Origin of the sequence: Bradyrhizobium sp. 2S1 (assembly GCF_011516625.5) — a bacterium.
GTDB lineage: Bacteria > Pseudomonadota > Alphaproteobacteria > Rhizobiales > Xanthobacteraceae > Bradyrhizobium > Bradyrhizobium septentrionale.
Map to the genome: position 1 here is coordinate 4975151 of NZ_CP147717.1, position 22987 is coordinate 4998137.

Annotated in this window: 12 protein-coding genes and 7 pseudogenes; 6 read left to right on the forward strand and 13 right to left on the reverse strand. The window is 61.1% G+C overall.

The window, feature by feature from the left end:
* Positions 1–17 precede the first annotated feature (17 nt).
* The 3 genes and pseudogenes from HAP54_RS23535 to HAP54_RS23545 all read right to left on the reverse strand — a co-directional run bounded on the left by HAP54_RS23535 (position 18) and on the right by HAP54_RS23545 (position 4384).
* A pseudogene (locus HAP54_RS23535) lies at positions 18–1357 on the reverse strand (IS1380 family transposase).
* A 1073-nt stretch (positions 1358–2430) separates the two neighbouring features.
* A complete protein-coding gene (locus HAP54_RS23540; protein ID WP_166204319.1) occupies positions 2431–3495 on the reverse strand; it encodes an IS630 family transposase in 1065 nt (354 codons plus the stop codon).
* Between the two features lie 137 nt (positions 3496–3632).
* A pseudogene (locus HAP54_RS23545) lies at positions 3633–4384 on the reverse strand (IS5 family transposase).
* Positions 4385–4546: 162 nt separating this feature from the next.
* Between HAP54_RS23545 and HAP54_RS23550 the strand changes: the two are divergent.
* Both HAP54_RS23550 and HAP54_RS23555 read left to right on the forward strand, forming a co-directional pair.
* A complete protein-coding gene (locus HAP54_RS23550) occupies positions 4547–4756 on the forward strand; it encodes a hypothetical protein (RefSeq protein ID WP_156929054.1) in 210 nt (69 codons plus the stop codon).
* Between the two features lie 255 nt (positions 4757–5011).
* Positions 5012–5659 (forward strand): hypothetical protein, encoded by a 648-nt coding sequence (locus HAP54_RS23555; RefSeq protein WP_166304041.1) that lies wholly within the window; start codon positions 5012–5014, stop codon positions 5657–5659.
* Between the two features lie 192 nt (positions 5660–5851).
* On the opposite strand, the gene HAP54_RS23560 is transcribed toward HAP54_RS23555, so the two are convergent.
* The 3 genes and pseudogenes from HAP54_RS23560 to HAP54_RS52805 form a co-directional block, all read right to left on the reverse strand.
* Positions 5852–6043 (reverse strand): hypothetical protein, encoded by a 192-nt coding sequence (locus HAP54_RS23560; protein WP_029084873.1) that lies wholly within the window; start codon positions 6041–6043, stop codon positions 5852–5854.
* Positions 6044–6340: 297 nt separating this feature from the next.
* Positions 6341–7278, reverse strand: a pseudogene (locus HAP54_RS23565) (IS630 family transposase).
* A gap of 64 nt (positions 7279–7342) precedes the next feature.
* Positions 7343–7646: pseudogene (locus tag HAP54_RS52805) on the reverse strand (transposase); the annotation flags it as partial.
* Positions 7647–8065: 419 nt separating this feature from the next.
* On the opposite strand from HAP54_RS52805, the gene HAP54_RS23575 reads away from it, so the two are divergent.
* Positions 8066–9430 (forward strand): HlyD family secretion protein, encoded by a 1365-nt coding sequence (locus HAP54_RS23575; RefSeq protein WP_175619475.1) that lies wholly within the window; start codon positions 8066–8068, stop codon positions 9428–9430.
* Positions 9427–11373: a glycosyltransferase gene (locus HAP54_RS23580; protein ID WP_166304044.1), complete on the forward strand. Its 1947-nt coding sequence runs from the start codon at positions 9427–9429 to the stop codon at positions 11371–11373. The genes HAP54_RS23575 and HAP54_RS23580 overlap by 4 nt, the downstream gene beginning before the upstream one ends.
* Before the next feature lie 98 nt (positions 11374–11471).
* Here HAP54_RS23580 and HAP54_RS23585 read toward each other — a convergent pair.
* From HAP54_RS23585 to HAP54_RS23595, 4 genes and pseudogenes are all read right to left on the reverse strand, one after another.
* Positions 11472–11720: pseudogene (locus HAP54_RS23585) on the reverse strand (ACT domain-containing protein); the annotation flags it as partial.
* Between the two features lie 565 nt (positions 11721–12285).
* Positions 12286–13629 (reverse strand): IS1380-like element ISBdi2 family transposase, encoded by a 1344-nt coding sequence (locus tag HAP54_RS23590; protein ID WP_166204320.1) that lies wholly within the window; start codon positions 13627–13629, stop codon positions 12286–12288.
* 121 nt (positions 13630–13750) lie between these two features.
* Positions 13751–13930, reverse strand: a complete 180-nt coding sequence (locus HAP54_RS52575; protein ID WP_166304046.1) for a YegP family protein — start codon at positions 13928–13930, stop codon at positions 13751–13753.
* A 465-nt stretch (positions 13931–14395) separates the two neighbouring features.
* A protein-coding gene (locus tag HAP54_RS23595; protein ID WP_166293972.1) for an IS630 family transposase occupies positions 14396–15339 on the reverse strand; the annotation gives its coding sequence in 2 pieces (ribosomal slippage) (positions 14396–15003 and positions 15003–15339; 945 coding nt in all).
* A gap of 1548 nt (positions 15340–16887) precedes the next feature.
* Here HAP54_RS23595 and HAP54_RS23600 point away from each other — a divergent pair.
* Positions 16888–18110, forward strand: a protein-coding gene (locus tag HAP54_RS23600) for an IS3 family transposase (RefSeq protein WP_224497277.1) whose coding sequence is annotated in 2 segments (ribosomal slippage) — positions 16888–17164 and positions 17164–18110 — 1224 coding nt in all. Because the reading frame shifts where the segments join, the coding sequence is not laid out codon by codon here.
* A gap of 187 nt (positions 18111–18297) precedes the next feature.
* Here HAP54_RS23600 and HAP54_RS23605 read toward each other — a convergent pair.
* A pseudogene (locus tag HAP54_RS23605) lies at positions 18298–19173 on the reverse strand (IS3 family transposase); the annotation flags it as partial.
* 228 nt (positions 19174–19401) lie between these two features.
* Between HAP54_RS23605 and HAP54_RS23610 the strand changes: the two are divergent.
* On the forward strand, positions 19402–20784 hold the full coding sequence (locus HAP54_RS23610; protein ID WP_166298319.1) for an IS110 family transposase: 1383 nt from the start codon (positions 19402–19404) through the stop codon (positions 20782–20784).
* A gap of 2 nt (positions 20785–20786) precedes the next feature.
* Here HAP54_RS23610 and HAP54_RS23615 read toward each other — a convergent pair.
* Positions 20787–21047 (reverse strand): annotated as a pseudogene (locus tag HAP54_RS23615) (transposase); the annotation flags it as partial.
* Between the two features lie 157 nt (positions 21048–21204).
* Complete coding sequence (locus HAP54_RS23620) at positions 21205–22344, reverse strand: MFS transporter (protein WP_029085173.1); 1140 nt, start codon at positions 22342–22344, stop codon at positions 21205–21207.
* Positions 22345–22987 lie beyond the last annotated feature (643 nt).

Consider the following 22987-nt stretch of genomic DNA (forward strand, 5'->3'; position numbering starts at 1 on the left):
GGCGGACGCCCCGCCGGTCAAGGACCGAGCGGCAGCAGCGCGCCTGGCAAGCCGCGGATCAGGTCGGCTTCGGGACATGCCGCGGCAAACGCAAGGCGAATGCGGCTCGTGGTTTCGACGACACGGGCAGCGAGTTTCAAGAGCCGAAGACGCAGCGTCGCGAACTCGGCTGTGGCCAATTCCCGGGCTTTGGGAATCGCGTCGCGCACGGTCAGCATCAGCCAATAAGCGGCGGTGTGGAGAACGAGGCGGACTTGATTGGCGAGCGCCGAACGGCAGCTGGTGCGATCGGAGGCGAGCTGTGTCTTATGCAGCTTGATCAGATTCTCGGCTTGGCCGCGCGCGCAATACAGGCTGTCGTAGATCCACTCGGCCGAACCGACATCGAGGCTGGTGACGACGAAGCGGATGTCGAGGCCGAGCATTGTCGCCTCAATACGGGCGACGGTGCGTCGTTCGCGATCCCAGGACTTTGCCTTGTGGCGCGTCTCGGTATAGCCACGCAGAACCGGCAGGTTCTCGATGGCGCGTCGCGTGCGGATGTCGTCGGCGGCCTCGTCGAGTTTTCTGGCGAGCGGCTTGGTGCCGGACAGACCGAAGATGTAGTCGATGCCGTTGGTCTCGCACCACGCCATTGCCTCCGGCCGAGCATAGTGCGCCCGTCGCCACGGAACGTAATTCGCGTGTTGTGCCACCGCGTCCGGATATGCCGTATCAGGCGGCGCAGATGGGCACGCACCTCGACGCCGCCCGGCGTCTTGCCGGGCCGCAGCACGACCGCCACGGGCCGGCTCTTCTCCGTGTCGTAGACGTGGATCGGCAGGAAGCAGCGTTCGTCATAATGAGCGTTGAACAGCGAGAGCTGCTGATGGCCGTGGACGACATCGCAGGTATCATCGAGCGTGACGGATGCCGGCTCGCGCGGGTAGCTATCCATCCATGCGTCGACCAAAGTGTAGGTCAGTCGGATCACGTCGCGCAGGCGCGGAGCATTCTCCAGCCGCGACAGCGTCGGTTGGGAACACAGATCGCGACCCGTGTCCGGCAGCCGTCCGCAGGCCAGCTTGAATGCGGGATCGGACCGCAGATGATCGAGGTCGTCGGCGTCCTCGTAGCCGCAGCAGATCGCGAACATGCGCGCGCGGAACATATCGACAAGGCCGTGCACGACCCGCGTCGGATCGCGCCGATCCGGGAACACCCGGGCCAAATTGTCGGCCAAGCCGAGACGCCGCTCGGCCATCGCCAGAAGCATCACGCCCCCGTTCGAGGCCAGCCGACCGCCATCGAAGGCAGCTGTGACTTTCTTGGCGTGAACGGCTGGAAACGAGAAGGGCAGAATCGTATCATCGGTCATGGCGGGCGTGGTGTTCGCGGCTGAAGGTGATGGGGTTGGCTTTGCAACCGAATCCTACGCCGCATCAGCGCTTTACACCACGCTCGCCAGCCTCTCAGGCGCCCTCTGACGAATAAGACGGGCTAGATGCCCCTGAGTATCTCCGGCGGAAAGATGCCTTGCATCCGCCGCGCGATACTGCGTTTGACGGTCAACCTTACGTTCGCGAGTTCAGTAGAGCCGCACTCCGCCATCAGCCGCTCGGTGATGCCGACGAGCCGGCGGACGCGGTTCGACTGCCTGCGGTCCTGCTCGCGCCTTCTCTCAGCCCTGTTTGAATGTCCGCGTTTTCATCGCATGTATCTCCTCTCGTCCAGCGACTAGTCCGAGCCGGTGACAGCCGCAAGAGAACAGAAGGTCCGCGAGCCGGCGACGGGCGGCCGTTAACCACACTTCTTTTAGAAGCCATTGATCGCGCTCGATCCCGTAGCATTCCGGGAACCTCTTCCCTCTGCGCCGCACGTTGGTCTAGGCTCGCAACCTCAAGAGGAGCGACCGGAGTGACGAGGGAGAAGCGGACCAGCATCGAAGAGCGGCCGTCTGTGCTGTCGCGGGTCCGCCGGGTGCAGGCATGGCGCCGGAAGCGGCTCCAGCGGCGTTTAGCTGATCCCAACATCGTGGAAAACGATCCGGGGCGGTATAGGTCCATTAAGGCCGCACGGCACTACACGGCCGTCTCTATGCGTGCGGAAGCCGTCCTGAGAGGACTGATCGAGCGATAAGCGGTATCGAAGTGCAGATCGGCGAAATTGGCCTTTCTGTTTTGGAGGCGGCCTAGTCGCTTGCAGCTTCTCAATCGCGGCAAGTACGGCCCGTTTTGTGATCTTTCCTTGAAAGTATTGTTTGACCGTCGTTATGGCTTCTTCAGAGCCTGTTCTCGGGTCATGCCATGATCTCCGTCTACGTGGGCGGCACCGACTGCCGAAAGCGTGCGGACGGCTGCTAACGGCCGCCCGCACGCCGTCGCGCCGCGAACAGGCTTGGCCCTCACGAGGGTCATTCAATAAGGGACCAAGCCATACTAGTACCCAGAATCAGAGCTGAGTGATACGGCGGCCTTTGAAACGGCGTTGACGGACCTTTTTCTTGGTCCAGACGAAGGGCTCGGCTCTGTCGTTGTATGCGTTGACGTAGGCATCGATGTGCTCCTGAAGCTGCGTGAGGCTTGTGAAGGAGGTGCCGCTGAGCGACTGCCCCTGCAAGATCGAAAACCATACCTCGACCTGATTGAGCCAAGACGCACTTGTCGGCGTGAAATGAAATTGCACGTTGGGGTGGGCCTTGAGCCAATGCTCGTTCTTCTTGTGGGTGTTGAGGTTGTCGAGGATGACGTGAAGCTTCCGGTTCGGAAAAGCCGCGGTGACGCTGTTCATGAAGTCGAGAAACTCGACGCGGCGTCGGCGTTTTGAATGCGCCGCGATGATCTTTCCGGTGGCGACTTCGAGCGCCGCAAACAATGTTGTGGTGCCATGCCGCTTGTAATCGTGGCTCTGGCCGGTCAAGGCGCGGCCATTGGGCAACTTCAGATAACCCTGCGCTCGCTCCAAAGCCTGGATCGAGGGCTTCTCGTCCACGCACAGCACAATGGCCTTCGCGGGCGGGGCGACATAGAGGCCGACAACATCGGCGGCTTTGGCCGTAAAGTTCGGGTCGTTGCTCTCACACCAGGACTTACGAGCCGCGAGGTCAATCTTGTGGCTGCGCAGGAACCGCCAGACATATTGGACGTCAACATCGCCCAGCGCCCCGGCCAGCAGGGGCCCGGTCCAGCGTGCGAACCCGTCCGGCGGCGGCTTGTCCAGCAGCTTCAGAATCCGCTTGTCGGTGGCCTTCGTATAGATTGGCTGCTTGCCCGGTCGCGGCTTGTCTTGCAGCCCTTCAAGGCCTTGGTCGGCATAGCGATGCCGCCAAAGGCTGACAATCCGCGGCTGGACCCCAACTTCCTTGGCGATCGACCGAGTGCTGCGTCCATCCGCCGCCAACAGAACTATCCGCGCCCGCTTCAAATCGCGCTGCAACGTCACCGGGGAGCGGCAACACGCCTCAAGCACCTTGCGATCTTTCCTCGAAAGGTGGACTTCTCTTGCTTCGGGTATCATCCCGACCTTGAATCACGACTCACGCTTTAAGAACAGTAGGTACTAGGCTCAGCAACCCGCGTGCCAGACAGCTGGAGAAAGACGAGAGGGCAAAGCTGGCGCTATATCACAGCACGCCAGCTAGGGCCTGTTTGGATTCATCTTGAATTTATCACAGCGGCGGTGAGATTGATCATGGCTTCGAAGCTGATATCTGTTTTGTCGGCTCGCATGGCGATCCGCTTGAATTCCTTGAGCTTGCAGAAGAAATTTTCGATCAGATGTCGCCATTTGTAGATTTCCGCGTCGATGGCGAGAGGTTTTGCGCGCCGCGGGTGCTGGGAGATGACGACCTTGGCGCCGCGTGCGTCGAGGTCGGCAATGATGGCGTTGCTGTCGAACGCCTTGTCGGCGATCATCGCATCGAAGGTCAGCCCTTCGATCAACGGCGGGACGCCGACCGTGTCGAAGCGCTGTCCTGGCAGCAGCACGAAACGCAGGAGATTGCCGAGCGCGTCGGTCAGTGCCAGGATTTTGGTGGTCATTCCGCCTTTCGAGCGGCCGATCGCCTGGTTTTGCGTCCCCCTTTTGCGCCCTGTCCGTGGCGGTGGACTTTGACGATGGTGGCATCAACCATGACGTACTCCATGTCCGGCTCGTCCGAGACCGCATCAAACATGCGCTTCCAGACGCCCGCCTTGGCCCAGTCGCGGAAGCGCGTGTACACGGTTATCCAGTTGCCGAAGGCGCGCGGCAGATCGCGCCACGGACTGCCCGTGCGCGCAATCCACAGCACGGCTTCGACAAACAGCCGGTTGTTATTGCCGCTCCGGCCGGGATCACCCGGCTTGCCAAGACAAAGCGGCTCCATCTTCGCCCATTGGGCATCAGTCAAAACGAATCGGTCCATCCCAAGCTTGAATCACAACCAAGCCAGGATGAGAATCCGGAATCCAAACAGGCCCTAGGACACCCGAGCGTGCTGGCGATACGATGAGCGAACACGCCGGTTCGCCGAGTTTAACGGAGGCCCCGAGTACAACAGTCAAACCTGATGGGTAAGGAAAGCGGGATGACAAAACCCGGGTCGATCATCGAGGAGTTGGAGCGAGAACGAGCGAACATTGATCAGCTTTGGGCAGGCCTTGGGGGGCGCCAAGTCCGCGTCCATGCGGCAGGCGCCTCCGAGGCCGTTGTCACAGCCGAATATGTGGACGGCCTCAAGCAAGCCTCGAACGCGCTCAACAAAGCCATTATGGCTCTAAAGAACATGGATATCTGAAGGCGATAGCTATTCATGATGGGCCGGCCCTCCATCACCTATGATGTGCCGATCAGCATCCTCTACCGGCCTGGCGCGATATTCACCGCCTTTGTAAAGACGTTCCTCTGTTTTTCAAAATTGCGACCATGCGGCACAATGTTTGCTGACCGCGATGGGCAACCCATCGGGGCATAGGAGCGTCACGACTATCAGCCGATCAACATCGACTACACGTTTAGCCATTTCTCGCGGACAGAAAGCCAGAATTGGCAGATGCTGATGGAGTACGGGCGCCGTGCGGGAATGGATAAGAAAGAGCTCGAGGCCTTATTCAAGGGAGAGGGGTTCGCGCGCCTAGTTGTGGCGGGCGGTGGCGTTCCGCGTGACGTGCTGTCGCTATTTTTGGAATCTATGAGTCCGAGCGAGGGCGAAGCGGTAGGCATGGATGAAATCCGCGTCCTTAGTCGATCAAATCTCGAGCGGCACATCGAGGAGCTTAAGCAAGATTCCCAGATCGACGAACAGAACATCCTCATCGCCGGCATTTACGTTCTGAGGGAGTTTTGCCTCGGCAGGAAAATGAATGTCTTTCTAGTGCCAGAACAGCTGCTTCAGCAGGAGGAGGACTGGAAGTCGCTATTTAGTCGCCTCGTAGACTATAGGATCATCCACCAAGCGGGCAGCGCGCTAACGCACAAATCGCAGCAAGGATATTTTCAGGCTTTTGCGATCGATAGTGGATGCTACGCTCATCTTAGAAAGATGGATAGGCGCTTCAACGAAATCGACGAGTCGAAAACAGCAGCTAAGGATCAGATGCGCTCGGCGCCAGTTCTCAGCCTGACAGATTTGCAGACACTTTTTAAGAATGTTCCTAAGAACGCCGAGGAGGTCTTGAAGGAGGTGCCGGAAGAAGAATAGATGATTCCCCCGATGTAGGCAGGACTCCCCGCCGCCCTGGATTGCGAAGCGGCCTATCCGACACAAATTGTCTCGGTTTCGAAAGCTCTCGGTCGCCTGTGCGACCGCTGCCTTGTCGGATGGGCCCGCGCGCCTCTCATGCGGGGAAAGTTATATAGATACGCGTCCTTGAGGCTTTCGTAGCGGCCAATCTCAAACCTGAAGTCCTTCACGATTGATCGCTGCCAAGCTTTCGCATAGGCCCTGATCCGCCCAAACTCGTCGCAAAATCGAGACGAATTGCTTAACAGACGCCGTGAGCATGTGCGTGTGGTGGAGGTATTCGTCCATCGTGAACTGTATCTTGCCCTCAGCAGGGTTGCCGCCTTTGAACATTTTGTACATCAGGCCATCGTCGCGCCGCGCAGGTGCATCATCTTGACGATTTCCTCGCTCTTTTGCGGCGGCTGGCTGGTGTCATCGGACATGATCGCCAAAGCCTATCGCAACCTGAGGGCGCGCGAAAGCCGCCCAGGTAGGGCTTCTTCGCTATTGCCGATTCGGTCGCAAATCAGGGAATCTGTCCGTGGGCTTGATAACCTGGACTAGTCATCTGGAACGCAAATTCATCACATTAGTTGAAGCTCGAATATCTACAGAGGAGAGCTCGTGGCTAGAGCGGTTTCCACTTGATATGGGTCACTACGCGTATCCAGCATGTCGAAAGTAGTTGGCGCACTGCTCGGGTGCAAATGTCTTGATGAGCTTGCCGATCAACTTCATCAGCGTTGTCACGGTGCGAACGGCCCGCTTGCGCAGCGCCGTCTTCAGCTTTGAGAATGCCATTTCGATCGGATTGAGGTCCGGCGAGTAGGCCGGCAAATAGCGCACTTTGGCGCCGACCGTGTCGATCGCCTGGCGAACGCCGTCGATCTTGTGGGTGCGCAGGTTATCCATGAAGACGATATCGCGTTTGCGCAGCGTCGGCGCGAGGATCTGCTCAACATAAGCGAGGTACGATGGCCCATCCATTGCGCCGTCAATGACATAAGGCGCCGTCAGGCCATTGATGCGCAACGCGGCAACGAGCGTCAGCGTCTTCCAATGGCCGTGCGGCACGCTCGCAACGAGACGCTCGCCACGCGGTGAGCGGCCGCGATGTCAGACCATCTTGGTCGTAACCGCCGTCTCGTCGATGAAGACGAGGCGCGGCGCATCAAGTTTGGATTGCTCTACCTTCAGCTCGGCACGCGCTGCAGCGACATCAGGACGATCCTGTTCGGCGGCGTGCAGAGTTTTTTTTGAACGTGATGTCGTGGCGTTCTTAGAAGCGCCAGACCGAGGTCGTACCGGTTTTCAGCCGCTTCTCGGACTTGAGCCGTGCGCTAATCTCCTCGAGCGTCAAGTCCGGCTCCGCTGCGACCAGATCAAGCAGCCATTGGCGATGCGCCTCGAGCGGCGAGCGACTGTGGCCCGTGCCGGGTAGTGCCGCTACACTGCCCGTCGTCACCCAGCGCTCAATCCAGCGGATTGCGGTCGAGGCGCCGAGACCGAGCACCCGCGCCGTTTCCCGTCTGCTCTCGCCGTCTTCGACGAGCGCGACCGCCCGCCCTGAGATCCTTCGAGTATCCCTTCGCCATCGCGCGACCTCGCCATTGCTTGTCAAAGCAACCCGAATCTGATTTGCGCGCCTCAGGGACCCCCTTATTTGTTCCGATTCACATCAACCGAAAACCGCTCTAGTCTAGCCTGAAGGAGATCGAGCTTAGCGCGCCCGTACATCTGCCGTTTGACCAGCTTGAGTTTGGTGATCTGAGCTTCCACTTGGCCATTGGACCATGGTTGTGTGATAGCCGTCTACCGCGCCCTTATCTTTGGCGATGCCATTCGCGAACGAGCCAATGAGGCTCCGCTTGGATTCATCTATCCAAGGTTCGAGCTCGATCTCGCCCCTCTTTCTGATCATCGCGTGGAAGCGGCCAACGAGAGCGTGGGCATCGGCCAGCACATCCAGGGTGCTTTGACGTAATCGAGAACGGCCGCTGCAAGTGGCATCGAGCGCGGCACGCTCACAGGTGTGAGGGAGACGACAAGCGCGCACTTGGGACGCCGATCGGCGTCCGGATTCCACGCCGATTCACAGTGTTTTCCGTCAGCGTCGAGCCTTGCAACCGCTTTACGAGAGCGCGCGGTTTCGTCGCACCCTAAGTAGAAACTGACTGTTGCAAACGTCTAGGTTGTTTGCAACCCTCGGCTTGGGCCTCAGAAACCCAAGATAGCATCAGTGGCCATCAATGGGCCAGCGTATAACGGCCCCGTTCGGTGGGACGGTGCGCCTATGTCGAAGGGGCACCCCAAAAGCACATTGGCCGTTCAGGATTACGGTTTCTGAACCCCGCGCGCACTGACAGTTCAGGTCCGGTCATCATGAATCAGGAACAGCAGAAGCCCGTTCCCGAAGATCATACGTCCGTCAGCAAGGACGAGGAATCGGGCGCACGGGGGTTGCAGCGCGATTTGCAGGACCGCTTGCGTCCGGCGGACGACGAGCCGGTCAGCGAGCCTGTCAATGATAGCGCCCCCCATCCCGAAGCGCCTGCAGGCTCGGGCCGGTGGGTTCGGCGCCTGCTCAAGGTCGGCATTGGCCTCGCCCTCGTCGCGATCTTCGGATGGCTGCCGCTGAAAGCCGTGCTGCAGACCTCGAGCGTCGAGGCCGTGGTCAATGCCAGGATCGTAACCCTGCGCTCGCCGATCGACGGCACCGTGAGTGCGAAGCCGCAGAGCTCCACGCAGCTCAGTGTGGTCCACGAAGGCGATACGATCCTTCATGTCGTCAACGCGCGCGGCGATCGGGTGCGGCTCGACGATCTCCGGCGGCAGATGTCCCGGATGGAGAATGAGCGCCCGAGTCTCGCCGCAAAGCTTGCGGCCGCCGAGACGTCGCAACAGGACCTCGCGCGCCAGGCGGCCCAGTTCCGCGACGGCCGCATCCTCCAGCTCGAGGCGCGGATCGCCGAAATCCAGACCGCGATCGAGGCCGCGGCCGCGCGACGGGAAGAAGCGACGGCGGCGGTTGAACGCGCCTCGTCGCTGGTCAAATCGGGCAGCGTCTCGACGGTCGAAATGGCCCGGCTGACGCGCGAGCAGGCGATCGCCCATCAGACCGAGATAGGCGCGCAGCGCCGGCTCGACGCCGCCAAGGTCGAACTCACCGCGGCAAGGAACGGCACCTATCTTGGCGACAGCTACAATGACCGGCCGAGTTCCGTGCAACGCGAAGAGGAGATGCGCCAGCGCGTCAGCGATCTGCGCGCCGATCTGGTGCATTCCGATGCGGAGATCGACTGGCTCACCCACGAGATTGCCTCGGAGCAATTGCACTACATCAACCGGGCGGAAGCCGACATCAAGGCGCCGGTCGCCGGACGCATCTGGGAGATGATGACGTCGCCGGGCGAGGACGTCAGGGCCGGGCAGCCCCTGCTCAAGCTGCTCGATTGCACCGGCGCAGTGGTCACCGCCAATGTCACCGAAGGCGTCTATAACCGCCTCAGGCTTGGTGAGCGGGCGAGCTTTGAGCCGAACGACGGCAGCGCTTCGATCAAGGGTGAGATCGCCAACCTCACCGGTGCATCGGGGGCGCCCGCGAACCTTGCGATCAATCCGGATGCGCTGAACAAGGAACCGTACCGGGTGACGGTCTCGATGCCGGAGCTCGACACCACGGGCAAGGATTGCGCGGTCGGCCGAACCGGGCGGGTGGTGTTCAACACGGACGCGGCAAGGTCATGATGGCGGCATTCGTGCCCGGGCTGGTCGCCTTAGGCGCCTGCCTTGCGATCCTGCCGCTGCTCCGGCGCGAGCAGACGCTGGGGCGCGTCATGATGACCGGCATATCGTTCCTGCTGCTGTTGCACTACTTCGTCTGGCGGGTGACCCAGACTCTGCCGCCGTTGGGGCTCACCGCCGACGCGGTGGTCGGCTATCCCTTCGTGGCGGCCGAGGCGGCCTCGATGATCGCGGTGTGCCTGTCGCTGCTGTTCCTCAGCCGCACCATCGACCGCTCGCCCGCGGTCAATGCCATCCTGCGTCAATCCAAGGCGTTGACGGATGCGCCGCGCGTCGACGTCTTCATCTGCACCTACAATGAAGAGAAGGCGATCCTCGAGCGCACCATCATCGGCGCCACCGGGCTGAACTATCCCGATTATCGCGTCTGGGTGCTCGACGACGGACGGCGGCTCTGGCTGCGCCGGCTCGCCCAGGAGTTCGACTGCAACTATCTGACCCGTCCGGACAACCGCCATGCCAAGGCCGGCAACATCAATCATGCGCTCCAGCACGTTTCCGGGCTGCCGGACCGGCCGGAGTTCGTCTCGATCCTCGATGCGGATTTTGTCCCGATGCCGGACTTCCTAACGCGGGCGATGAGCCTGATGCAGGACGGCACCGTCGGCGTCGTGCAGACGCCGCAGCACTTCATCAATCCGGATCCGATCCAGACCAATCTCGCCGCAACCGACGTCTGGCCCGACGAACAGCGTTTCTTCTTCGACATCCTGATGCCGGCCAAGGACGCCTGGGGCACGGCATTTTGCTGCGGCACCTCATCGCTGATCCGCTTTTCCGGCCTGATGCAGATCGGCGGCTTTCCGACCGATTCGGTGACGGAGGATTATCTCGTCACGCTGCGCCTGAAGGAATGGGGATTGCGCACGGTCTATCTCAACGAGCGCCTGACCATCGGTCTCGCGCCGGAAGGATTGAAGGAGTACATCACCCAGCGCGGGCGCTGGTGTCTCGGCTTCATGCAGATCTTCAGGGGCCGCAGCGGGCCGTTCTCGCGGCAATCGAAGCTCGCCTTCATGGACCGGCTGTCGCTGGTCGACGCCTTCATGAGCTGGACGGCGCTCTATGGCACCAAGGTTTTCGGCCTCGTCGTGCCGTGGCTCTATCTGCTGTTCGGCATCAAGGCGGTTCACGCCGATCTGTTCGAGCTTCTGAAGTACTTCATGCCGTTCTATGTCTGGCACGCCTTCACCATGGCTTGGATCTCGCGCGGTCGCTCGCTCGCGATCATGACCGACGTGTCGCAATACATCGCAGCCCCCGCGGTCCTGAAGGCGGTCGTGACCGGCCTCGCCAAGCCGCAAGGCCACAAGTTCAAGGTGACGGCCAAGGGCGGTGACCGCAATCGCCGCTTCATCGAGTGGCCGCTGCTGCGGCTCTATGGCAGCGCCTTGCTCATCACGCTGCTGGCGATCGCCTACGCATTCATCCTGCATGTGCGCGGCGACAGCATCGCCTATGGCGGGCTGGCGCTGGCCTGGAGCCTCTATAATTGCGTCGTGCTCGCGATCGTGTGCTTCATTTGCATCGAGCAGCCGCGGCGTCGCAAGGCCGAGCGCTTCGAGCGTGACGAGCCGATCCTGATTCACGAAGGTACGGAGCCGCGGCTGGTCCGGATGGTCGACATTTCGATCTCGGGCGCGCGCTTCATCGATCCCGCCCCTCCCGCAATCGGCGCCTCGATCAAGTGCAATGTCTACGGACAGAACGTGGCCGCGCTCGTGGTCCGCCGCACCCGCGATGGCTTCGGCGTCCGCTTCGAGGACGCGGTTGCGACGCGGATCAATGTCGTGCGCGCATTCTATGCCGGCGAATATGTCCGCGCCTTCCGCAGTGTCCGCGCAGCGCCGGTCGGCAAGGCCCTGCTGATGCGGCTGTTCGGCTAGAGCGGCATGAATGAGGTGGGCCTGCAGCAGTCCCATCCGTCGTCATTCCCCGATGCGCAATTGCGCATCGGGGAATGACGACGGAGAGAGGCGACGCGTCAAGCCGCCGGCTTCGCCGCCTGGTCCTCGGTCGACAACAGATGCAGCAGCGCGCTCTTGATCGCGGCCTGCGGGTCGGCGCGGTGATCTGGGCGCCGAGCAGGTCGGTGACATAGAACACGTCGCGGGCGCGCTCGCCGAAGGTCGCGACATGCGCCGAGGGCGATGTTGAGGTTGAGCTTCGAGATCGCGGTGGTGAGCTGGTAGAGCAGGCCGGGGCGGTCGAGGCCGGAGACCTCGATTGTGAATCGACGCTGAACATTGACCCCGCACTTAGTCCCGATTTCCCACGTGAACCTGATCTGATCGCCGACTTGGATCTGATAGGGGAGCAGAACCAAGCCAAGGAGAAGATATCCGCCTGCAGGCGCGGCAACTTCTGATAAACGAAAAATATCCAGGGCTGAGCGGATCGATTCTTGAGCAACAGCGAGTATTGCGTTCCTTGAGCTAGCGCGGCGTTCGCCGGCTGCGACGCGCGCTGTTCGTTGGTTAGCTCTTTCTCAGCGTAGCTAATATGGATCGGCATAGGCGTCTCTCCTGATTTTGATCGGCAGCATTGATGATCGCCGATGAGTTACGGTTACATGTGTCGATTTCTCTATCAACAGCGAGAGGTGATAGGTTGACACGCTACCGACGCTAGCCCGTCCTATTCGTGAGAGTGCGTTTTTTTGGTCCGATTGATGTGGCCGCACATCTGCTCTGACGAGGCGCGCGGGATTGCCTTCGGCTTTTCACCGCCTGACGACCGGTACTTTGCAACGCGCTTGAGGTGTAGGTTGGGCGAACGGGGGGCGGACGCCCCGCCGGTCAAGGACCGAGCGGCAGCAGCGCGCCTGGCAAGCCGCGGATCAGGTCGGCTTCGGGACATGCCGCGGCAAACGCAAGGCGAATGCGGCTCGTGGTCTCGACGACACGGGCAGCGAGTTTCAAGAGACGAAGACGCAGCGTCGCGAACTCGGCTGTGGCCAATTCCCGGGCTTTGGGAATCGCGTCGCGCACGGTCAGCATCAGCCAATAAGCGGCGGTGTGGAGAACGAGGCGGACTTGATTGGCGAGCGCCGAACGGCAGCTGGTGCGATCGGAGGCGAGCTGTGTCTTATGCAGCTTGATCAGATTCTCGGCTTGGCCGCGCGCGCAATACAGGCTGTCGTAGATCCACTCGGCCGAACCGACATCGAGGCTGGTGACGACGAAACGGATGTCGAGGCCGAGCATCGTCGCCTCAATACGGGCGACGGTACGCCGTTCGCGATCCCAGGACTTTGCCTTGTGGCGCGTCTCGGTATAGCCGCGCAGAACCGGCAGGTTCTCGATGGCGCGTCGCGTGCGGATGTCGTCGGCGGCCTCGTCGAGTTTTCTGGCGAGCGGCTTGGTGCCGGACAGACCGAAGATGTAGTCGATGCCGTTGGTCTCGCACCACGCCATTGCCTCCGGCCGGGCATAGTGCCCGTCGCCACGGAACGTAATTCGCGTGTTGTGCCACCGCGTCCGGATATGCCGTATCAGGCGGCGCAGGTGGGCACGCACCTCGACGCCGCCCGGCGTCTTGCCGGGCCGCAGCACGACCGCCACGGGCCGGCTCTTCTCCGTGTCGTAGACGTGGATCGGCAGGAAGCAGCGTTCGTCATAATGAGCGTTGAACAGCGAGAGCTGCTGATGGCCGTGGACGACATCGCAGGTATCATCGATGTCGAGCGTGACGGATGCCGGCTCGCGCGGGTAGCTATCCATCCATGCGTCGACCAAAGTGTAGGTCAGTCGGATCACGTCGCGCAGGCGCGGAGCATTCTCCAGCCGCGACAGCGTCGGTTGGGAACACAGATCGCGACCCGTGTCCGGCAGCCGTCCGCAGGCCAGCTTGAATGCGGGATCGGACCGCAGATGATCGAGGTCGTCGGCGTCCTCGTAGCCGCAACAGATCGCGAACATGCGCGCGCGGAACATATCGACAAGGCTGTGCACGACCCGCGTCGGATCGCGCCGATCCGGGAACACCCGGGCCAAATTGTCGGCCAAGCCGAGACGCCGCTCGGCCATCGCCAGAAGCATCACGCCCCCGTTCGAGGTCAGCCGACCGCCATCGAAGGCAGCTGTGACTTTCTTGGCGTGAACGGCTGGAAACGAGAAGGGCAGAATCGTATCGTCGGTCATGGCGGGCGTGGCGTTCGCGGTTGAGGTGATGGGGTTGGCTTCGCAACCGAATCCTACGCCGCATCAGCGCTTTACACCACGCTCGCCAGCCTCTCAGGCGCACTCTGACGAATAAGACGGGCTAGGTAGCGGATATACGGATCGGAGTTTCGTCAGTCGTGGCTTGGACGAGCCTGATGGCGCGAATAGCATCATCCTTTTTGTGGTAGCTTTCGCCGGAGGTGACGATATTGAGACCATTCCGCGCGTGTAGCTTCCAACGCCATTCCTGGTGCTCGTCTCGGTACAATTCGAAATGCATCGTAAGTCTCCGACGATGGTCAATTCGCAGTCTTCAGTCCTTTACCGGAGTGCGTTCGTTCGTCCCTTGGACTAGTCCAAGGGCAGGGACAGCATCAGGTCTTGTGATGGTAGCCTTCACCGGAGCTGGCAATCTTATGGTGATTCCCGCCGTGCAGCGACCAACACCACTCTCGCTTGTCGTCCTGATAGAGGTGGAAATACATCGGTGGTCTCCGGCGATGGTGCGTTCCGCCATACCCATTCGACCACATTCGGTGACCTGCAAAGCCTATGAGAAACGGTAGTTTGCAGCGGATCAGCGGCCGCGCTTACGCCGCTCGCCCGGTTAGCTCGGATAACCAAAGGCGTAACCGACCAAAGCAAAGACGTGGGGGCCCGCCTTGCAGTTTGCGCTTACAAGAAAGCCAGACGCAGCGAGGCAGGTTTGTGCCGTCGGAGGCAGCAGCGCTAGAGCGTGATGAGTTTAGTTTTGGTCATATCCGGCCTTTGCGAAGTAGTTGGCGCATTCGGCCGGTGAGACGGTGCCGAGGATCGGAGCGATAGCATCGTAGACGGCCTCGGTGGTTCGCTGTGCGGCTTTGCGCAGCCAGTGTTTGAACTTGGCGAAGAACTGCTCGATCGGATTGAGATCAGGCGAGTATTTCGGCAGGTAGAAGAGCCGGGCGCCGGCGGCACGGATGGCGCGACGCACGGCGTGGGCCTTGTGCGAGCCGAGATTGTCCATGATGACGATGTCGCCGTGCCGCAGGGTCGGGACCAGAGCCTTCTCGATATAGACAAGGAAGGCTTCGCCGTTGATCGGCCCCTCGAGGAACCACGGAGCGGTAATGCGATCGTGGCGCAAGGCGGCCATGAAGGTCATGGTCCGCCAGCGGCCGTGCGGTACCTTGGCTTTGATACGTTGACCGCGCGGCGCCCAGCCCCGCAGCGGCGCCATATTGGTCTTGGTCCAGGTCTCATCGATGAACACCAGCCGAGTGGGATCGATCCGATCCCGATACTTGGTCCACTGCGCCCGCCGACGGGTGACATCGGGACGATCCTGCTCGGCGGCAATCATCGTCTTTTTTTGTAACTGAGCTTCTCGGCGTGGACGAACTCCCACATCGTGCGGTAATCGACCTTCAGGCCACGCTCAGCGAGTTCGGCCACCAGCCCGCGCACGGTAAAATCGTTTCGGCACCGTTGCATCAGCCATTCGCGGTGCGGCCCCGCAATCTTCTTTGGCCGATAGCCCCCGATCTGGTCTGGCTTGACGCTACCGGTCTCGTGGAAGCGCTGTACCCAGTTGATCGCCGTGCTGATGCCCACCCCAAATTGAGCCGCTGCCTGATGCCGCGACAGGCCACCTTTGATGACAGCTCTCACTACCCGCTCACGAAGGTCGTCCGAATAGGCTCGTCCCATCCATGCTGGCCTCCTTCCCAGCCAGCATGTTGAATCAGAAGCCTTCCGATTTGGGAATCCCAAATCGATTCAAGCTAGACCCATCCCGCTCTAGCATCGAGCTCGACACCAAATACCCAGCCGTTCTTCCTCTATGTAGCCGATCCGGTCACCGGCTAGGAACACTGGCCTTGTCGACTACATCGCAATAGAAGTTCGGCGGTAGCCGCCGCCGACGTGCCCCCAACGCAGCCTCCGGACCAATTCCACGCTCCGGGCAGTTTCAGTTCTGGTTCCAGGTCTGCCGCATTGGCGGCGCCGCTTGCGAAGAGCGCAATGTCGCCGCCCCCAAAAAACAAACTCTCGATGGCATCGGTCAAAGTAAGCGTCGTTCAGGCCACGGGTCTTGAGCGCGATAGGCCCAGGGCAGTAGCTGGTGATGTCGCGATCTGGACGGCCGGGATCGCCAGCCGGGATAGAAGCCACAGGTCCAGCCCCATCGATCGGCGTCAGCCGGCACGCCGGCACGCCGGCGCGCTCGCCAAACCAGCCAATCTTGACGTTGCCATAGAAACATCCCAGCCCATTCGGTGAGGATCGGCTGATTGCTGGCGTGTCAGCTCGGTCATGTCTTCGATCGGGCATCGTTGCCACAGCTGCGTGAGCTCGGCCGTCGGCCGCTTGCCGGCGCCGCTGCACTTCACGTAGCGTACGCGCCCGGCGAGATCGTGCACCATCGTCGATGGCACGTGGCGCAGCGCGGCCAGGTCAACCGCGCGCGGCGTCTTGCACTCGAGCCAGGGATATCGCCATAAGCTCGCCTGGCTTTAGCCCAAGACCTCTAAAATTGGCGTCGCGGGGTTCGGAATTCGCGATCGCTGCTTCCACCCGCGCTGGCCGCCAAAGAAGCTTTCACGGCTTCCGCCTGATCAGCCATCGCAAGGCGTAAGTGACAGATCGGAGCTTGTCGTTTTTGACGACGCCGATCGAAGCTATCCATCCTGCTGCCATCTCAGCTCCAGCCTATGTAGAGGGCCTGTTTTTTGGACGCCGTGTAGGTGGCGGCCTAGTTAATTCGAGCTTCGCAATCGCGGAAAGGGCTGGGCTGTTTGCGATCTTCCCCCAGGACTATCGTATGAGCGCCTCTATCGCGTTCATGGAACCAATTCCACGGCGTCGCTTTTCCCGAAACAGTGGCCTGGGACTACGAAAGAGACGCGGGCAGCTGGAGGCAACCACCCGCGCCAAGTTTGCTACGCCGGCTCATACTGTCCGGGGTTAATTAGACGGCCAAGCCGATAAGTCTCTCAGCAACTCGCGTGCCAAAGAGGAGAGGAGCAAATGACTCGCTTCTTCACAGTGCGCCAGCTAACTGCTCGTGGAGCTTCCGGACAGGTATCCAATCCGACGCGGTCTAATGAAAAATCAGACGTTGGCTAATGATTCCGGGCCGTGAGGTGATTGGATCAATGTCATCGTCGTGAACCACGACCAGTGAAATGGACCCCGATTTTGGGACCAGAGGTTAAGTTGGAAAAGGGCCGCTCCGTTTGATAGACGGAGGGCATGATGACGACGAAGACGAGACGCAAGATCGACGCGGCACTGAAGGCAAAGATTGCGCTGGAAGCGGTGCGGGAGCAGGCGACGGTGGCCGATCTGGCCCAGCGCTATGAGGTTCACCCGAACCAGATCTATGCCTGGAAGAAGCAACTGCTGGACCAGGCGGCGCGGGCCTTTGATGCGGGTGTCGGGCGCGAGAGCGAGGAAACGCGCGAACGCGAGATCGAGAAGCTGCACGCCAAGATTGGACAACTGACGGTCGAGCGCGATTTTTTAGCGCGGAGGTCCGGAAGATGAGCACGCCGGACCGTCGAGGAATGCTCGATCGCGCCGACAAGGCGCTGTCGATCCGTCGGCAATGCCTGTTGCTTGGCATCGCGCGCTTCGGGGTCTACCGGCCGCCCCGGCCGGCCAACGACAACGACCTTGCCCTGATGCGGCGGATCGACGAGCTGTTCATCGCCTGGCCGTTCCTGGGCTCGCGGCGAATGACCGCAATGCTGAAGGCTGAGGGGCTTCAGGTCAATCGCAAGCGCGTGCAGCGGTTGATGCGCAAGATGGGCATCGCGGCGCTGGGACCGAAGCCGAACACGACGAAGCCGGCGCCGGGCCACAAGATCTATCCTTATCTGTTGCGCAACATGACGATCGACCGGCCGAACCAGGTGTGGGCCGCCGACATCACGTATCTGCCCATCGGCCGTGGCTTTCTTTATCTCGTCGCCATCATCGACTGGGCGAGCCGTGCGGTTCTGGCGTGGCGGTTGTCGAACACGATGGACGTCTCGTTCTGCGTGGCGGCTCTGGAAGAGGCGCTGGCGAAGTACGGCAGGCCGGAGATTTTCAATACCGACCAAGGCAGCCAGTTCACCAGCGCGGCCTTCACCGGCGCGTTGGCGGGCGCAGGGATCAAGATCTCCATGGATGGCCGCGGTCGTTGGATGGACAACGTCTTCATCGAGCGGCTGTGGCGGTCGCTCAAGCATGAGGACATCTATCTCAAGGGCTATGCCGACGGCCGCGAGGCCAAGGCAGGGGTCGCGAGCTGGATCGCCTTCTATAACGATCGTCGCCTTCATCAGGCGCTCGGCTATCGCACGCCGATGGCGGTCTGGCGCGAACGGATGCAGGCCGCGAAGGCTGTGGACATGGTGGACAACGCTGACGCGTTGACCACATGCCCCAGCAACAGCAGCAGACAGAGTCTCTGGCAGCGTGATAGGAAGTAATCAGGAGCGGTCAGTTTCCAACTAACAAACCGGCTCAAGCGGTCCCGCTCCGCGGGTCCATTTCTCAGTTCGCCAACTTCCAAGTCGACTTTGCAACATTCCAGCTTCGAGCGGACGGTTGAGCATTGAGCTGGCTCCGGTTGTCTGAACAGATTTTCCGCGTCGATAAGTGGAGCCTCTGCCATGGTTAGGCTGCCAAGCGGAGTGGCAGCGGGTTGAAGTAGGCTTGATCGGGGGTGACGCCGTCAAGGCTCGAATGCGGGCGCCGACCGTTGTAGAAGTCGAGGTATCGGCCGATCGACGCGAGGGCCTCGCTGACGCTGTCATAGGCCCGCAGATACACCTCCTCGTATTTGACGCTGCGCCATAGCCGTTCGACAAACACGTTGTCCCGCCAGGCTCCCTTGCCGTCCATGCTGATCGCAATGCCGTTGTCGGCGAGCACGCCGTTAAAAGCCTGTCCGGTGAACTGCGAGCCCTGATCCGTATTGAAGACGTCCGGCTTGCCGTGACGAGCCAGGGCATCCTGAAGCGTCGCGACACAGAACGCCGCCTCCATGGTGATCGATACGCGCCACGACAGCACGCGGCGGCTGAACCAGTCGAGCACAACCGCCAGATAGACGAAGCCTCGCGCCATCGGGATGTAGGTGATGTCCATCGCCCACACCTGGTTCGGCCGCGTGATCTCCATCCCGCGCAGCAGGTACGGGTAGATCTTGTGGCCCGGCTCGGGCTTTGTCGTGCGTGGACGGCGATAGAGCGCTTCTATCCCCATCCGCCGCATCAACGTCTTCACATGCCGACGGCCGATCTTGCACCCATCGGCAGCCAGCAGCCCTCGCAACATGCGAGAGCCGGCAAAAGGGAACTCCAGATGCAGCCGGTCGAGGCGCTGCATGATCGCAAGGTCGGCGTCCGGCACCGGCCGCGGCAGGTAGTACACGCTGCCGCGGCTGATGTTCAAAGCCTCCGCCTGCCTGGTGATCGACAGCTCGTGCTCACGGTCGATCATCGCTTTGCGCTCAGCAATCCCGCCTTGGTGAGCGCTCCTTCTAAAAAACTATGCGCGGCGATGCGCTCCCCCTGTGGGATAGAAACGGACCGGCGCTAGATTGCCGACCGGGAGGGAGCGGCCGATACGATTTTGGTGGCACGTGACCCCGTTAAAAAACCTGGTCCATGGGTTGTCGCGCACTTGAGAGTGGTGACGCCATCCGGCGATCCCGTTTAGGAATCTGACGTATAGCGCAGCCCAGCCCTTCCGCCGCCGTCAGCAGGAGGATTAGAGATGAACCCCAAAAGATCGAAGTCGAGGAACGGAGGTAAGATGCAGATGGTGCACCCGGACGCGGCTGCCATCGACGTCGGAGCGACTATGCACATGGCTGCCGTGAGGGCAGATCGCGCACCGGAGCCAGTCCGCAGCTTCGGTACCTTCACGGCTGATCTGCATCGGCTAGTCGACTGGTTTACTGAATGCGGCGTCGAGACTGTCGTCATGGAATCGACCAGCGTCTACTGGATTCCGATCTTCGAGCTTCTCGATGCCCGGGGATTTAACGTGTTTCTTGTCAACGCGCGCGATGCCAAGCACGTGCCGGGGCGCAAGACCGATGTCAGCGATGCGCAATGGCTGCAGCGGCTCCATTCATTCGGGTTGCTGCGGGCCAGCTTTCGGCCCAAAGGGCAGATTGCCGAGCTGCGAGCCTACGTGCGTCAGCGCGAGCGTCTGCTGGAGTACGCGGCCTCACACATCCAGCATATGCAGAAGGCCTTGACGGAGATGAATCTTCAGCTGCACCACGTCGTCACCGACATCACCGGCGTGACCGGCCTGCGTATCATACGGGCGATCCTTGCCGGCGAGCGCGATCCTGAGGCGCTGGCGTGCTTGCGCCATTATAGTTGCCGCTCCAGCGCCGAGACGATCGCGAAGGCGCTCACCGGAAGCTACCGCGCCGAGCATCTGTTTGCGCTCGAGCAGGCACTTGCGCTTTACGACGCCTACCACGAGAAGGCATCTGCCTGCGACGCCCGAATTGAAGCCGTGTTGAAGGAACTGAGCTTCCATCGGGGGCATGGCCACGGATCAGCGCCGCGGGTCTCGCGGCGTCGGAATCGAACCGATCAGGCGAACGCTCCAGCTTTCGATGTCCGCGAGGCGCTGTTCGCGTTGCTCGGAAAGGACCTCACCGCGATCGACGGCCTCGGTCCTTACCTCTCGCTGAAGCTGATCGCTGAATGCGGCGACGACCTCTCCTCGTGGCCAAGTGCAAAGCATTTTACCTCCTGGCTGGGACTGGCGCCGAGCAACAAGGTCTCCGGCGGCAAAATGCTCTCGTCCCGAACGCGCCGATCCGGCGGCCGAGCGGCGGCACTTCTGCGCCTTGCTGCCGTGACCGTGGGTCGTACAGACACTGCGCTCGGCGCCTTTTATAGACGGCTCTCAGCGCGCATCGGCAAGGCCAAGGCCGTGACCGCCACGGCCCGGAAGATCGCAGTTCTGTTCTACAATGCTGTGCGATACGGAATGGACTATGTCGATCCCGGGGCCTCGTCCTACGAGACGCGTTACCGGACGCGAGTGGTCAACAATTTGCATCGGCGTGCCAAGGCATTCGGCTTTGTTCTCCATCCCTTGGAGCCGAAAGTAGATGCTGCCGTTTCTTAGGAATCGTTCTCCAGCGTCAGTTCGCCGATCTTGGCGTGCAGCGACTTCACGTCGATGGCTGCTTGCTCCGCTCCGGAGCCGCCGCCGGGACCGAACGCATCGGCGGCCTTGCTTTCAAGCTGAGCCTTCCACGCCGTGATCTGATTGGGGTGGACGTCGAACTGCTCGGCAAGCTGAGCCAGCGTTCGATCGCCCTTCACGGCGGCGAGCGCCACCTTCGCCTTGAAGGCCGGTGTGTGGTTCCGGCGTGTTCTTCTGCTCATTGTCGCTCCTGATTCGCAGGCACAGCGTGCCCGCTGTCAGCCAGAAACTCCACTTATCGCCCTGTGCAGAATTCCGGGGCCGGCTCTCTTCCTCGGCGGCTCCAACGATAAGTGGTGCCCGCCCAGTTGCGCATGTGCACCTCGCCGCGTGCCTCTCTCACCGTGTTTCCATCGTCACACTGCGCGCTGACAGCGTGACCAGACACATGAGGGCCGCCAATATCGCAAATGCGATCGGCAATCCAGCGAGCTTGGCGAGAAAGCCCACGCCCGCCGGTCCAACGAGGATTCCGGCATAACCAACTGCGGTGATCGCTGCAATCGCGAGGCCGCGAGGCATTACCTTCTGCGCGCCAGCCCGCCGGAACAGGATCGGGACTAGGTTCGATGCACCCAAACCAATAAGCAGGAAGCCTGCTATGGCGAAGGTTGCACTTGTCGCGCAAAGCAGAAGTGCGAAGCCCGCGACCGCCAATAAACTGCCTAACACCAGTGTTGTGCGGTCACCGAGGCGCGCCACAACGGAATCTCCACCGAGGCGCCCGGCAGTCATGGCGATCGAGAACAGCATGAAGCCGAGCCCGCCCTGCGCTTTCGGGACAAGGCCACGTTCCACGAGCAGCAAGGCACTCCAATCAAGCATCGCCCCCTCAATGAGAAACATGATCCCCGCTAGCGCCGCGAGCAGCAGCACGATGGCACGCGGCACCACGAATAGCGCCCCATGCTGTGCCTGAGCGCTTCGGGGCAATCGCGGCCAGATCAGCATCATGGCGCAAACTACGATGATCGAGCAGATCAAGGTTGACGAAAACGCCTCGATATCCAGCCAGAGCAATGTGGTCATCGCGGCGGAACCAACAAATTCGCCGATGCTGAATTGCGCGTGAAAGCCCGACATCAGCGGACGCTTCGCAGCACGTTCCGCCTCTACCGCATAGATATTCGCTGATACACTGATCGAGCCGAGCGAGGCGCCGAAGCCGACCAGCGCAGCTCCTAGCGCAGCGGGTGTACTGAAAACGGCGAGCCACGGCAGGAGGAGCGCAACTCCGAATCCGCCGGCTAAGATGATTGGTTTGCTGCCGCAACGCGCACTCAATAATCCGGTCAATAGCATCGCGACAACTGAACCAATCCCCAGAAGGAGCAGCAGAAAGCCGAGGACGCCGTCATCGACAGCCAGCCGCTCCTTAACGAACGGCACCAACGGCGCCCAGCCCGCCATGCCAAAACCGGCGACAAAGAATGCAAGGCGCGTCGCGAGCCGAGTGGCTCTCCAAGAGGCGGACATCATTCGAAACTCCGGACGAAATGGCGGGCGACACCTACGCAACAGATAAACAGGCCGCTCGTTGCGAGTTGAAACATCTGTGCGCCTCCAGGTCGTGAGACAACTGACGACTTTCCTCAACCTCCTTTGATCGTACAATCTAACGCCACGTTCGTTTCAAGCCATGGGCGTGCCGTCAGATGGCTCGAGGGTTGGTACCGGCCTCGTAACCCATGCCCCGCACATCGTCTGCGTGATCACAGCTACCATCCGCGGGTAAGACGATATGGTGAGTATTGCGCGTTAATCCCCAGCACGTCATTCGTTTTGGTTTACGGGGGGAGAGCGGACATCGTGCTGAACAGTCGAAAGGTCATCTTTTACGACGACACCAGGTTGCAGCTAACTTGCCTGCCCGAATCTGGCGCAGATTCGCTCATTTCAATATTGGCGCCCGCCTAACTTCCTCTCGGGTGGTCGGCTTGCGAAGGTTGCCGGACGCGAGAAGGCGGAGCTACCAGCTTACGGCGCATAACATCGCACGGTCGATCGAGGAACCCTTGGTCGCTCAGATAGGTATTAGCGCGCCCTCTTTCTTATGCCTCTGAATTCCTCCGCGCGGGCGCGCTCTTGTGACCGTGACGTCGTCGGCGTGCATTCGCAACAT

Bases quoted from the DNA above. Each gene is read 5' to 3' on its own strand.
- HAP54_RS23610 (WP_166298319.1), top strand. From the start codon at position 19,402: ATGAACCCCAAAAGATCGAAGTCGAGGAACGGAGGTAAGATGCAGATG.
- HAP54_RS23590 (WP_166204320.1), bottom strand. From the start codon at position 13,629: ATGACCGACGATACGATTCTGCCCTTCTCGTTTCCAGCCGTTCACGCC.
- HAP54_RS52575 (WP_166304046.1), bottom strand. From the start codon at position 13,930: ATGCATTTCGAATTGTACCGAGACGAGCACCAGGAATGGCGTTGGAAG.
- HAP54_RS23555 (WP_166304041.1), top strand. From the start codon at position 5,012: ATGCTGATGGAGTACGGGCGCCGTGCGGGAATGGATAAGAAAGAGCTC.
- HAP54_RS23560 (WP_029084873.1), bottom strand. From the start codon at position 6,043: ATGTACAAAATGTTCAAAGGCGGCAACCCTGCTGAGGGCAAGATACAG.
- HAP54_RS23540 (WP_166204319.1), bottom strand. From the start codon at position 3,495: ATGATACCCGAAGCAAGAGAAGTCCACCTTTCGAGGAAAGATCGCAAG.
- HAP54_RS23620 (WP_029085173.1), bottom strand. From the start codon at position 22,344: ATGATGTCCGCCTCTTGGAGAGCCACTCGGCTCGCGACGCGCCTTGCA.
- HAP54_RS23550 (WP_156929054.1), top strand. From the start codon at position 4,547: ATGACAAAACCCGGGTCGATCATCGAGGAGTTGGAGCGAGAACGAGCG.
- HAP54_RS23575 (WP_175619475.1), top strand. From the start codon at position 8,066: ATGAATCAGGAACAGCAGAAGCCCGTTCCCGAAGATCATACGTCCGTC.
- HAP54_RS23580 (WP_166304044.1), top strand. From the start codon at position 9,427: ATGATGGCGGCATTCGTGCCCGGGCTGGTCGCCTTAGGCGCCTGCCTT.